10 protein-coding genes are annotated in these 13157 nt (G+C 42.2%); 9 read left to right on the top strand and 1 reads right to left on the bottom strand.

The window, feature by feature from the left end; genetic code table 11:
- Nucleotides 1-417: 417 nt before the first annotated feature.
- Complete coding sequence (locus J2S05_RS05970) at nt 418-2133, bottom strand: Rqc2 family fibronectin-binding protein (protein ID WP_306980805.1); 1716 nt, start codon at nt 2131-2133, stop codon at nt 418-420.
- Nucleotides 2134-2260: 127 nt separating this feature from the next.
- On the opposite strand from J2S05_RS05970, the gene J2S05_RS05965 reads away from it, so the two are divergent.
- From J2S05_RS05965 to J2S05_RS05925, 9 genes are all read left to right on the top strand, one after another.
- A complete protein-coding gene (locus tag J2S05_RS05965) occupies nt 2261-4966 on the top strand; it encodes a calcium-translocating P-type ATPase, SERCA-type (RefSeq protein ID WP_306980803.1) in 2706 nt (901 codons plus the stop codon).
- 258 nt (nt 4967-5224) lie between these two features.
- A complete protein-coding gene (remA, locus tag J2S05_RS05960) occupies nt 5225-5488 on the top strand; it encodes an extracellular matrix/biofilm regulator RemA (protein ID WP_251604868.1) in 264 nt (87 codons plus the stop codon).
- A gap of 31 nt (nt 5489-5519) precedes the next feature.
- A complete protein-coding gene (gene gmk, locus J2S05_RS05955) occupies nt 5520-6134 on the top strand; it encodes a guanylate kinase (RefSeq protein WP_306980800.1) in 615 nt (204 codons plus the stop codon).
- 3 nt (nt 6135-6137) lie between these two features.
- Nucleotides 6138-6359 carry a DNA-directed RNA polymerase subunit omega gene (rpoZ, locus tag J2S05_RS05950; protein ID WP_306980799.1) on the top strand — a complete coding sequence of 74 codons (222 nt, stop codon included), beginning with the start codon at nt 6138-6140 and terminating at the stop codon, nt 6357-6359.
- An 87-nt stretch (nt 6360-6446) separates the two neighbouring features.
- Nucleotides 6447-7661, top strand: a complete 1215-nt coding sequence (coaBC, locus tag J2S05_RS05945) for a bifunctional phosphopantothenoylcysteine decarboxylase/phosphopantothenate--cysteine ligase CoaBC (protein WP_306980797.1) — start codon at nt 6447-6449, stop codon at nt 7659-7661.
- Complete coding sequence (gene priA, locus J2S05_RS05940; RefSeq protein WP_306980795.1) at nt 7658-10054, top strand: primosomal protein N'; 2397 nt, start codon at nt 7658-7660, stop codon at nt 10052-10054. Before coaBC ends, priA begins: the two co-directional genes overlap by 4 nt.
- A 16-nt stretch (nt 10055-10070) precedes the next feature.
- Nucleotides 10071-11018, top strand: a complete 948-nt coding sequence (gene fmt / locus J2S05_RS05935; RefSeq protein ID WP_306980793.1) for a methionyl-tRNA formyltransferase — start codon at nt 10071-10073, stop codon at nt 11016-11018.
- The gene (gene rsmB, locus J2S05_RS05930; RefSeq protein ID WP_306980791.1) at nt 11011-12351 is read left to right on the top strand and encodes a 16S rRNA (cytosine(967)-C(5))-methyltransferase RsmB; all 1341 of its coding nucleotides are present in this window, start codon (nt 11011-11013) and stop codon (nt 12349-12351) included. Before fmt ends, rsmB begins: the two co-directional genes overlap by 8 nt.
- Nucleotides 12352-12394: 43 nt before the next feature.
- Entirely contained in the window at nt 12395-13156 is a 762-nt protein-coding gene (locus J2S05_RS05925; RefSeq protein WP_306980789.1) for a Stp1/IreP family PP2C-type Ser/Thr phosphatase, read from the top strand.
- Nucleotide 13157: the final 1 nt, after the last annotated feature.

Raw genomic sequence — 13157 nt, 5'->3', positions numbered from 1 at the left:
AAACGGAAGAAAAGTCAGGGATAAAAAGATCTAGGCAGACCAAAACGACGACTATTTCTAAGAAGGAACAATCGGTTCGTCATTGTTTGATCGGACAGTAGCGGAAGGAGAAACCGAAGACTCCTACGGGACAGAACGAGTCTGAAGACATTGAAGGGGTGCCCTTCCACTTCAAGGGCTGAGGCCGTTCCCGTGGAAAGCGAAGGTTTCTCCTGGAGCGGTGCCCATGAGCTTATTGCTAACTGACTTTTTCAGTGGCCTCCTTTTTATCCCACAGGTGTCGGTCCTCCATTTTCATCCGCTTGTTTATTGGTAGGTTCGAATGAAAATACATTTTTACGAACGTAAAACGGACGATCCTACATGGGATCGTCCGTTGTTTTTTGTTTACATCATATTAAGTGCTAAGCCTCTGAATTACTTTGCTCGCAGGCTCATCACTTGATCTTCGTCTGGTGTGACAAACACCGTTGTTTGGCTGTCATATGTGACATAACCTGGTTTTGCCCCATTAGGTTTTTTGACATGTCGAATACGTGTGTAGTCAACAGGTACAGAGGAAGATAGTCGGGCTTTGCTAAAAAATGCGGCAACCGTTGCTGCCTCTTTAATCGTTTGTTCATCTGGTTCAGTGGAGCGAATCACCACATGAGAACCAGGGATATCCTTTGTATGAAACCAGATTTCGTCTTGGCGTGCCATACGGTTTGTTAAGTACTCATTTTGCGTGTTGTTTTTACCTACTAAAAATTCAAGTCCAGTTGTTGATACATAACGTTCAAGTTGAGGTTTAACCTCTTTTTTCTTCTTATGAGGTTTCTTGGATTGTTTTCTCTTAATGTAGCCTTCCTCCATTAATTCCTCACGAATTTCTTGTAAATCCCTCGGAGATGCACTATCCATTTGTTGCAATAATCCATCAAGATAGTCCATTTCTTTTTCAGTTAACGTTAGCTGTTGTTGTACAGCTAAAATTGATTTTTTCGCTTTGTTATAACGTTTAAAGTAGGCCTGTGCGTTGTCTGAAGGACTTTTACGCGGATCAAGCTCAATCGTCATGGTCTGGCCATCCTCAGCATAATAGTCAATCACATCAACGCTTGAATCACCTTTTTTAATCTGATAAAGATTAGCCGTTAGCAATTCTCCGGACTTTTGATAAACGGCTGCTTGATCAGCATCCGTTAGAGTTTTGCGCAATTTTTTTAGCTTACGCTTATTTTTTTGCCATTCATTTCGAAGAAAACGCTCTAAATCAAACGCTTGTTGCCTAACGCGGTCTCGTTCAGCCTTTCCGTAGAAATAGCGGTCCAGTAATGCACTGATACTTGGGAAGCTCAACCGTTTTCCCTCTACGTGGGTAAGTGGAATACTAGAGAAATACTCTTTTTTATCCGTAATCACCATTTCAGGTTGATAGTCGTGACGTAGGATAGGTGCAAGCACACTCATAAAGGCTTTAGGTAACGTTTCTCGATTAGCCATGCCAGCCTGGAAAACTATTTCATTAGATAGTAATGGAGATAACCCGGCAAATTGATCAACAAGTTGTCCGGCTAGTTTGCCAGCATTAAAATCTATACGTTTTAGCACATCATCTTCGGTTGCTGCAGTTAAATCCATTTTTAGCTGTTCGGGAGGTCTTTTGTATACTTGTCCCGGACCTACTGTTCGGTAGCTACTCTGATCCAATCGAACATGTTTAATACTATCAATGATGACCTGTGTTTCCGGATCAATGAGCATAATATTGCTATGGCGGCCCATAATTTCAATGATTAAACGACGTTCTTTTTCATCACCAAGCTCATCCTTGTTTGTGATATCTAGATGGATGATGCGATCCAATTGATCTTGTTTAATGGAACGAATAATCCCACCCTCTAAATGTTTACGAAGAAGCATACAAAACATTGGAGGCACAGAAGGGTTATCATATTTTTCAGCTGTTAGATGGGCTCTTGCAAAATTTGCGTTTGCAGAAAGAAGCAAGGAATGATTCTGTCCATTCGCCCGAATCGTAAAAATAAGCTCTGTCTTATACGGTTGATAAATCTTAGATATACGGCCATTGGCCAATTGCTCTGCACATTCATGAATAACTGCGCGTGTCATAACTCCATCAAAGGACACTCTCATCACCTCTTAAAAAAACTCACTTCCACGAGTATAGCATGTTTTGGCTAGTGACTGAATAAGATGGCTTGTATAAGAGACTGGCTTGGCCAAATTAAGCTGAGGCTGTAGGTGGGGTGTCTAGATGAGTTGGTATCGTGATGAGGTAGAGGAAGTTGTACGAAAGTCCGGATCAGATCCGGAAGTGGGGTTAAGTCACAAGGAAGCTAAAAAAAGATTGAATCAATTTGGACCTAATAAGTTGGAGGAAGGGAAAAAGACTCCTGCTTTCCTCGTTTTTATTGGTCAGTTTAAAGATTTTATGGTCCTTGTTTTATTAGCTGCTACCTTAATATCTGGGTTAATTGGTGAAGTAATTGATGCGATCACAATTATGTTTATTGTGCTATTAAATGGAGTACTTGGTTACGTGCAAGAGCGAAAAGCGGAGAAATCATTAGATGCGCTTAAAGAGCTTTCTGCTCCGCAAATGATGGTAAAACGTGATGGAGAATGGGTGAAAATTCCGTCAGCTGAAGTTGTGCCAGGCGATTTGGTAAGGCTTGAGAGTGGCGACAGAATTGGTGCTGATATTAGACTGATCGTAACCAATGAGCTTCGTGTGGACGAGGCATCTCTCACTGGAGAATCAGTGCCCGTTCATAAAAAATCTCAGCGATTAGAAGCGGAAGAACTAGAAATTGGTGACCAAGAAAACATGCTCTTTATGGGTACGATGATTACACAAGGAAATGGCCAAGGTGTTGTCATTGGTACGGGTATGAATACTGAAATGGGTAAAATTGCGCACTTGCTTCAGACAACGGAGACTTTAGTGACACCACTTCAAATGAAGTTGGAGCAATTAGGGAAAATGCTCATTGCAGTGGCTTTGCTGTTAACGGCTTTGGTTGTAGTCATTGGATTGCTTCAAGGTCATGAATTAAACACGATGTTTTTAAGTGGGGTTTCATTAGCTGTAGCAGCTATACCTGAGGGACTTCCTGCGATTGTGACAGTGGCATTGGCACTAGGCGTACAACGCATGATCAAACGTAAGGGGATTGTACGTAAATTACCAGCGGTTGAAACGCTTGGCTGTGCATCCGTTGTATGTTCTGACAAAACAGGTACATTAACTCAAAACAAAATGACCGTCACTAAGCTTTGGAGTGGTGGTAGGTATTGGGACGTTTCGGGTACAGGGTATGAGCCCAATGGACAATTTGAAGGAAACGGTCAAGTTGTTAAGCCTGATCAAAATCGAGATTTAGCTCAACTGTTAAGCTTCGGTTTACTTTGTAGTCACGCGGTCATTACTGAGCGCAAGGATGATAAACGATTTGGTCGTTCAAAATCGAGATTTGTTTTAGATGGAGACCCGACTGAAGGGGCACTCGTTGTAGCTGCACTTAAGGCTGGATATAGTAAAGAGGGACTCTCGAAACAATATCAAGTTGTGCAAGAATTTCCTTTTGATTCAACGAGAAAAATGATGAGTGTGGTTGTCAAAGATCGATCAGGACAACGAATTCTCATTACAAAAGGGGCTCCAGATGTTATTGCATCAAGAACAAGCTTGATGCTTAGACAAAATCGAAGTGAACGCATGAGCGCAAAAGGAAAAGCCGAGCTTGATGAAGCAGTTGCTTCAATGGCCGGTCAGGCATTACGAACAATCGCGATTGCCTTTCGAGTTCTTGCTCATTCTGAATCGATACAATCGGCAGAAGAAGCGGAGAAAGATCTTACGTTAATTGGTATCCAAGCGATGATTGATCCACCTAGACCAGAAGTGAAAGACTCGATTGCGGAGTGCCGTGAAGCCGGTATTCGAACAATTATGATTACAGGAGACCACAAAATTACAGCTGAGGCTATTGCCACACAATTAGATATTTTGCCTTCAGGAGGAAAAGTAGTAGATGGTCAAATGCTTTCAAAGCTTTCAGATGAAGAATTAGCTGAAGGTATTGACCAGATGTATGTATTCGCTAGAGTGTCTCCGAAACATAAGCTGCGTATCGTACAGGCCTTGCAGGCAAATGGCCATATCGTGGCGATGACAGGTGATGGAGTAAATGATGCACCGGCGATTAAAGCCTCGAACATTGGTATTGCCATGGGTATGACAGGAACAGATGTGGCTAAGGAAGCATCTTCTCTTATTTTAAGTGATGATAATTTTGCTACAATTAAAGAAGCGATAAAAGAAGGTCGAAATATCTATGAAAATATTCGCAAATTCATCCGCTATATGTTGGCTTCTAATGTCGGTGAAATCCTAGTTATGCTTTTTGCGATGATTTTAGGCTTACCTTTACCTCTTGCAGCAATTCAAATTCTTTGGGTAAACCTAGTAACGGATGGTTTACCGGCAATGGCTCTCGGCATGGATCAAGCTGAAGGCGACGTTATGAAGCGTAAACCACGTAGTCCAAATGAAGGTGTATTTGCTCGGGGATTGACGTGGAAAATTATCAGTCGTGGTTTTATGATTGGAGCAGTGACGTTAGCTGCGTTTTGGCTTGTGTATCAAGAACATGATGGTGATTTAGTAAGAGCCCAAACGATCGCCTTTTTAACGTTAGTTATGGCACAGCTCATACATGTTTTTGATTGTCGAAGTGAATACTCGGTTTATCACCGGAATCCATTCGAGAATTTGTATCTAGTTGCTGCTGTGATCATTTCTACATTATTAATGCTAGCTGTTTTATATATTCCGGCCCTACAGCCGGTGTTCCATACCGTACCTGTATCCTTCAGGGAGTGGCTACTCGTTCTTAGCTTAGCTGCGATACCTACTGTCGTGTTAGGTGGCTTTCAATTAGTAAAAAGAAAAAAATAAATCATGTTACTCCATGCTAGTACTCTATGGCATGGAGTTTTTCATTTTAAAAGAGAAGGGAAAATGAGATGACTACTTGTTGTTCATGCCAAAGTCCGTTAGAATAGAAGGGATGCGATCTCCTTACATAAACCATTACAAATAACACGTTATCGTATGTATAGTATGTGATTCGTATAATAGTAGGAATTATTTGGTATAATAACTAGATAAGAGCAAGCGAAGAGAGATGGCTCAATTAGACAGGGGGATGCCAATATGAGTATACGCTTGATTAATATAGGTTTTGGCAACATTGTTTCGGCGAACCGGATTATCTCCATCGTTAGCCCTGAATCAGCACCTATTAAACGTATCATTCAAGATGCGCGTGATCGGAACATGTTGATTGATGCTACTTATGGACGCAGAACAAGAGCTGTGATCGTGGCAGATAGCGACCATGTGATCTTAAGTGCTGTTCAACCAGAGACAGTGGCTCAGCGACTCACTGTCAAAGAAGACAATTCCGACGACTCGTAAGAAAAGAGTTAAAGATGGAGGTACGGTTAACATGAAAAAAGAAAAAGGCCTGCTTATCGTGTTGTCTGGCCCAGCGGGAGTAGGAAAAGGAACGGTTTGTGCAGCCTTGCGTAGCGAGGAAACGGACATCCAATATTCAGTCTCGGCTACAACTCGGAAGCCAAGAGCTGGTGAAATAGATGGAGTGAATTACTTCTTCAAGAGCCACGAGCAGTTCCAAACGATGATTGCCGATAACAAGTTGTTAGAGTGGGCAGAGTACGTTGGGAACTTCTACGGAACCCCTGTAGATTATGTTCGCGAAACACTGGATCAAGGACAAGATATTATTTTGGAGATTGAAGTTCAAGGAGCAATGAAAGTTCGTGAACGGTTTCCAGAAGGTGTCTTTATCTTCTTAATGCCACCTAGTCTTGCTGAATTACGTAACCGTATTGTTGGACGTGGGACAGAGACGGCTGAAGTGATTGATGAGCGAATGACGGTCGCTAAAGAAGAAATTGATTTAATGAAAATGTACGATTACGTAGTAGAAAACGATGCAGTTGAGTTTGCCGTGAACAGGATCAAATCGATTGTAACGGCAGAGCATTGCAAAAGAGTACGTCTGATTGAAAAATACAAACAACTTGTGGAGGTTGAATAGTTTATGTTATATCCTTCAATTGATTCTCTTATGGAGAAATTAGATTCAAAGTATACATTAGTAACGGTATCATCAAGACGTGCTAGAGAAATTCGCGAAGATGCTCGTCGAGGTCCATTGGTTAAAAAGCCAAAATCGTTCAAAGCCGTAGGAATGGCTCTTGAAGAAATCGTTGAGGACCATTTGACATTCGAACGACTACAGCCTGAAGATACTGTTGAATAGAACACCTAACAACCTATTTTTGCGGAAATAGGTTGTTTTCTTATATGATGGATAGAGATTAATTTTTTTATGAAAGAGGCGAGGAGTATGCTAAAAGGTAAAAAAATCTTACTTGGCGTAACAGGTGGCATTGCCTCCTACAAAGCCTGTGATCTAACGAGTAAATTGGTACAGGCAGGAGCAGAGGTTAAGGTGATGATGACAAAGTCTGCGCAGGAATTTATGCAGCCACTTACATTTCAGGCTTTATCAAGAAATCCTGTCTATGTGGATACATTCACGGAACCAAATCCGGAAAAGATTGCGCATATCGACATTGCGGATTGGGCAGACCTCTGTATTGTTGCTCCAGCTACGGCAAATGTGATTGGTAAGCTTGCTAATGGGTTGGCAGACGATATGGTTACAACCACGTTACTTGCGACCTTAGCGCCAGTTTACATCGCTCCAGCCATGAATATTAATATGTACAACCACCCTGCTGTTCAAGAAAATATTCAAAAGCTTGATACTTTTGGCTATCAGCTACTTGATGCGGAAGCGGGTTATTTGGCTTGTGGTTGGATTGGAAAAGGACGAATGGCCGAACCGAAAGATATCGTGAATGTATTGCAGGCTCACTTTACAGAAAAAGACCCTTTCTGGATGGATAAGAAGGTGTTAATTACAGCAGGTCCCACTCGTGAAGCCATTGATCCTGTTAGATATTTTTCCAATTATTCTTCAGGAAAAATGGGCTATGCTCTTGCCCAAGCGGCTGTTGAAAAAGGGGCAAAAGTGACTCTCGTAACGGGTCCTACTAACCTTGACCCTCCGGCCGGTGTGACATTGAAACAAGTCACAACTGCAGAGGAAATGTACAACGAAGTCATCAATCAATTCGCTATGAGTGATATTACAATTAAATCCGCTGCGGTTGCTGATTATCGACCGGCTTATACATACGCTCAAAAACATAAAAAGAAACAGGACCAATGGTCAGTTGAGCTTGAAGCAACAAAGGATATTCTAATGGAATTAGGTTCGCAGAAAACGACTGATCAGCTTCTTATTGGCTTTGCGGCAGAGTCAGAGAATGTTGAAGACTATGCCAAAGGCAAGCTCGCAAAAAAACAGCTAGATTTGATTGTAGCAAATGATATATCAGCAAAAGGCGCCGGGTTTGATGGGGATACAAACATCATTTCAATTTATGATCGTAAGGGTGGAGAACAACGTTTTCCGCTGACGAGCAAAAACCAGGCGGCAACTCATATTCTCGATTCGATCGAGGCATTTAAAAAGGAGTATGAGAGTAAATGATCGCTCGCACGATTGTAGATGTGCCTGCTGCCCAAACGGACCGTCTGTTTGATTATTTGATTCCGGCTCATCTAGAGCAGATCATTCAACCAGGGATGCGTATTATTGTTCCGTTTGGTCCAAGGCAGATCCAGGGCTTTGTCATTGAGGTCACGGCTACAAGTGATGTTCCAAAGTTAAAGTCTGTGCAAGAAGTCCTAGACCCTGTCCCAGTGCTAACAAGTGAACTCTTACAGCTAGGACGATGGTTAGCACATACCACTATTTGTTTTCAAATTAGTGCGTTTCAGGTAATGTTACCGGCCGCCTTAAAAACGTCTGTCATGAAAGAACTACATCTTTTGGTCGCTCATCGTGAATTAGAAATGCCGCTTCAACCTCTTTTTCAACAGAATAAAAAGGTCCTTTGGAAAGATGCGGTTGACCACTTAGGATCACAGCTTGGACTTGTGCGAAAAGCATTAGATGCAGGACAGTTAGTCGTGCATTATGTGGTAAAGGAAAAAGCGAAGAAAAAGATGGAGAAATGGGTGAAGGTAAACAAAGAGGCGGACCTAACCTCAATTAAATCCTCAGCACATAAACAACTAGAGATCATACATTTCATCGAACAAAAGGCTGAACCGATACGTTCGCAAGAGGTGTTGACTGCGACACAATCAACCCGTGCAGTGTTAAAGTCATTAATTGAAAAAAAGCTCGTTTTAGAGTGGGATCAAGAGACTTATCGCGACCCTTTACAAGGAGTTCGATATAAACCATCCCCTCCTCTTCCATTTACAGATGAGCAACAACAGGCTTTTATACCTCTGAAAAAGGCAATCGTGGATAAGAGAAGTGAGACATTTTTGTTACACGGGGTAACAGGTAGTGGGAAGACAGAAATCTATCTTCAAGCAATTGACGAAGTAATGAAGCAAGGCAAAGAGGCAATTATGCTCGTTCCAGAAATTTCATTAACACCTCAAATCGTTTCTCGATTTAAGTCTCGCTTCGGTGAAGAAGTAGCGGTCATGCATTCAGGTCTTTCAGTTGGAGAGAAGTATGATGAATGGAGACGAATCCACCGTAGCGAAGTGAAAGTTGTGGTTGGGGCACGCTCTGCGGTATTTGCTCCATTTTCGAATCTCGGATTAATTATTATGGATGAAGAACATGAGACAAGCTATAAACAGGAAGATATGCCGCGATATCACACAAAAGAAGTAGCGATTAAACGAAGTGTTCACCATCAATGTCCTGTAATCTTGGGGAGTGCTACACCATCTCTTGAAACCTTTGCACGAGCCCAAAAAGGAGTATACACACTGCTTTCGCTAAAGCATCGTGTCAATAATCGACCGATGCCAACCGTTGATATTGTTGATATGCGAGAGGAGCTTCGAGCAGGTAATCGTTCGATGTTTTCTGTCTCATTAATGGAAGCATTGAAACGAAGACTTGAGCTTGGCGAGCAAAGTGTACTGTTTCTAAATCGACGTGGATATTCGACGTTTGTAATGTGTAGAGATTGCGGGTATGTGCCACAATGTGAACATTGTGATATTTCCTTGACTTATCATCGTAGCAATCACTCTCTTAAATGTCATTACTGTGGTCATGAAGAAACGATGCCGGTGGAATGTCCAGAATGTACAAGTGAACATATCCGATTTTTTGGATCGGGTACTCAAAAAGTAGAAGAAGAATTAACGCGTGTTCTACCAGAAGCCAGGGTCATCCGAATGGATGTGGATACCACACGAACAAAAGGGTCACATCAGCGATTACTTGATGCGTTTGGAAATGGTGACGCAGACATCCTGCTTGGTACGCAGATGATTGCAAAAGGGTTGGATTTCCCTAATATCACGCTAGTGGGAGTCCTTGCTGCAGATACGATGCTCCATATTCCTGACTTCCGATCTGCAGAGCGAACGTTTCAGGTGCTTGAACAGGTAAGTGGAAGAGCGGGCAGGCACCAACGACCAGGTGAAGTCCTTTTGCAATCCTACACACCTGAGCACTATAGTATTGAACTCGTTAAAAGCCATGATTATGATACTTTTTATCAAATGGAGATGAGACAGCGTAAGGCGGCGGAGTATCCACCTTATCGTTATATGGCGCTTGTCACCATTTCTGACCCTGACCTACCAAATGTTATTCAGAAGGCACAAAAGATCTCGGATTACTTAAAGAGTACGCTTGGCAGTGAGACGGTTATACTCGGTCCGGTCGTCTCTCCGATTGCCCGTATAAAAGATAGATATCGCTATCAATGCATGATAAAATACAAAAATGAACCTAGGCTAACGGAGGCATTGCAGCAAATACTGCAGCATTACTTGCGTGATACCACACAAGGTAAACTTCAAATAAGTCTAGATATGCACCCTTACTTTTTTATGTGAGGCGAAAGGCAGTGTGATGATGAACATTATATTTATGGGAACACCAGATTTTGCTGTGCCTGTGTTACAGGAGCTGCATTCAACATACCCGGTTAAGGCTGTTGTCACTCAACCTGACCGACCAGTAGGACGAAAAAAGAAATTAACACCCCCTCCGGTTAAAGTAGAAGCAGAACGACTCGGATTGCCAGTTATTCAACCGGAAAAAATTCGTTTAGAGTGGGAAACAGTGGCTGAGCTTAAACCGGATTTAATTGTAACAGCAGCTTTTGGTCAAATTTTGCCTAAAGAACTGCTTGAAATACCTCAGTACAAATGTCTAAATGTACATGCTTCTTTATTGCCGAAATATCGGGGAGGCGCACCTATTCATCAAGCAATTATTGATGGTGAATCGGAAACAGGAATTACAATCATGTATATGGCGGAGAAGCTTGATGCTGGAGATATTCTTAGTCAGAAACGAGTGTCCATTGAGGATACTGATGACGTTGCTAGCTTACATGATAAGTTAAGTCAGATTGGTGCTCCTTTGTTAACAGAAACAATTGCCAGCTTGATTGATGGAACAGTGACGCCGATCAAACAAGATGATTCAAAAGCGACCTTTGCGCGAAATATTTCGCGAGAGATGGAGAAACTGGACTGGAACAAAGGTGGGCGTGATCTATTTAACCAGATTCGTGGACTTTGCCCATGGCCAGTCGCTTATACAACACTTGAAGGCCAAAACCTTAAGATTTGGAAAGCAGAATTAGTCGAACGTTCATCTGAGCAAGGCAAACCGGGAGAAATCATCGAGCTAACGGACGAAGGTATGGTTGTAAGCACAGGTGATGGCGAGAATATTAAGGTCATTGAACTGCAACCTGCTGGAAAAAAGCGTATGGATGCGGCCTCATTTAATCGAGGTGTGGGATCAAGATTGTCTATTGGAATGAGGTTAGGAGAATACAATGAGTAAAACAGTTCGTGAAGCAGCCCTCGATGTCTTGGTGAAAATTGAGAAAAACCAAGCGTATAGTCATCTGCTTCTAAATGAAACACGAAAAAATGCCGGGCTTGATCGACGTGATTCAGCCTTGCTAACAGAAATTGTCTATGGGACGATTCAAAGAAAATTGACATTAGATTATTATCTAAAACCATTTATTAAACAAGACTTAAAAAAGCTAGATACATGGGTCCTGGTTCTGCTTCGTTTGTCCATCTATCAGATGGTCTATCTGGATCGAGTGCCAGAACGTGCGGTCGTTCATGAGGCGGTGACCATTGCCAAGAAAAATGGTCACAAAGGAATCAGCGGCATGGTAAACGGTGTGCTACGTGCTTTTCAACGTGCGCAACGACCTTCGTTTGATTTGATCAAAGACCCGGTTGAACGTTTGTCGATTAAGTCGAGTCATCCTGTTTGGTTACTTAAGCGATGGATTGACCAATATGGTCAAGAAGAAACAGAGGCAATGTGTGATGAAAATCTACTTCCGGCTCCAGTCACGATGAGGGTAAATCTTACAAGAACAACAAGAGATGAAGTCATCCATCAATTGACCAGTGAAGGAATTGAGGCGGTGGCTGCCGAATTTACGGAAGTGGGCGTGATTATCGAGAAAGGAGCGGTCTTTGAGTCCGACGCTTATATGCAAGGACTTATTACGGCTCAAGATGAAAGCTCCATGATGGTTGCTTCTGCCCTTTCTCCCGAACCTGGTATGAATGTTCTTGATACTTGTGCCGCTCCTGGGGGAAAAACAACTCATTTGGCAGAACGTATGAACAATGAGGGACAAGTTCTTGCACTAGATCTCCACCCACAAAAGATAAAGCTGATTCAAGCTCAAGCTAAAAGACTAGGCCTGTCATCGATTAAAGCAGAAGCACTTGACGCTAGGAAGCTAGTGGATCATGCGGATGAATACGATCGTGTGCTTGTAGATGCTCCTTGCACAGGGTTTGGAGTATTAAAGAGAAAGCCAGATATTAAGTGGTCAAAAACAGAACAAGATGTCACACAAATTGCTCGGATTCAAGCAGATATTTTATCAGCTGCTAGTACACGAGTTAAAAATGGCGGTCTATTAGTATATAGTACATGTACAGTGGACAAAGCTGAAAATGAAGAGACCATCAAGGCGTTTCTCAAGAATCATCCCGATTTTTCACTAGATTCAGATCTGAAAAATCGCTTGCCTATCCAAGTCTTACCTCAAAGATTTGATCAAGGCATGTTAACTGTTCTACCGCAAGACTATCATTCAGATGGTTTTTTTATTGCAGCTCTTAAAAAACAATCATAAGACTCTTTGAAAGTAGAAGAGGAATAAGAAAAGAGGTGGATGAATGACAACCCTTCTAGATTACGTTTTTTTATCAGATGTAGGCCAAGTAAGAACACATAATGAAGATTCGGGTGGTACGTATGTCACCGATGCTGGATTATTAGCGTATGTCGCAGATGGCATGGGTGGACATCGTGCAGGAGATGTCGCAAGTGCAATGACCTCAAAGCTTTTAAAAGAAGCTTGGGAAGGTCTTAAACAGCCACTTTCAGCTAAAGAAGCAGAAGTTTGGCTTAAGCAGCAATTCACTGAGATTAATGAATCCGTTTATGAATATGCGAATAATCACGAGGATTGTAAGGGAATGGGGACTACGTTGGTAGCTGCCATTTGTACAGATGAGTACGTTGCAATCGGTCATATTGGAGATAGCCGCGCATATATCCGCACGGATGAAGGGTTTTCTCAAAAAACAGCAGATCATTCATTAGTTGAAGAATTACGAAGAACCGGACAGATCTCTGCGGAAGAAGCAGAGAACCATCCACGAAAAAATGTTTTGTTACGTGCGCTAGGCACAGAGCTTTCCATCAAGATGGATGTCATGATTTTACCTATTGAAGAAACACGTGATTTGCTTCTTTGTTCTGATGGTTTATCTGATAAACTTTCTGTATCTGAAATGGGCGTGTTACTTTCGTCCGATCGTTCTGCTGAAGCTGTATCAGAAACATTTATACAGCAAGCCAATGAACGCGGAGGCGAAGATAATATTTCGATTGCGCTGATTCGATTTCCAACAGCTGCTGATAGGGTTGGGTGAT

It is taken from the genome of Alkalicoccobacillus murimartini (genome assembly GCF_030813245.1).
GTDB lineage: Bacteria > Bacillota > Bacilli > Bacillales > Bacillaceae_D > Alkalicoccobacillus > Alkalicoccobacillus murimartini.
This window is presented reverse-complemented; position numbering and strand designations above follow the sequence as displayed.

Coding starts and splice junctions, on each gene's coding strand:
- J2S05_RS05965 (WP_306980803.1), top strand. CDS start 2,261: ATGAGTTGGTATCGTGATGAGGTAGAGGAAGTTGTACGAAAGTCCGGA.
- remA (WP_251604868.1), top strand. CDS start 5,225: ATGAGTATACGCTTGATTAATATAGGTTTTGGCAACATTGTTTCGGCG.
- gmk (WP_306980800.1), top strand. CDS start 5,520: ATGAAAAAAGAAAAAGGCCTGCTTATCGTGTTGTCTGGCCCAGCGGGA.
- rpoZ (WP_306980799.1), top strand. CDS start 6,138: ATGTTATATCCTTCAATTGATTCTCTTATGGAGAAATTAGATTCAAAG.
- coaBC (WP_306980797.1), top strand. CDS start 6,447: ATGCTAAAAGGTAAAAAAATCTTACTTGGCGTAACAGGTGGCATTGCC.
- priA (WP_306980795.1), top strand. CDS start 7,658: ATGATCGCTCGCACGATTGTAGATGTGCCTGCTGCCCAAACGGACCGT.
- fmt (WP_306980793.1), top strand. CDS start 10,071: ATGATGAACATTATATTTATGGGAACACCAGATTTTGCTGTGCCTGTG.
- rsmB (WP_306980791.1), top strand. CDS start 11,011: ATGAGTAAAACAGTTCGTGAAGCAGCCCTCGATGTCTTGGTGAAAATT.
- J2S05_RS05925 (WP_306980789.1), top strand. CDS start 12,395: ATGACAACCCTTCTAGATTACGTTTTTTTATCAGATGTAGGCCAAGTA.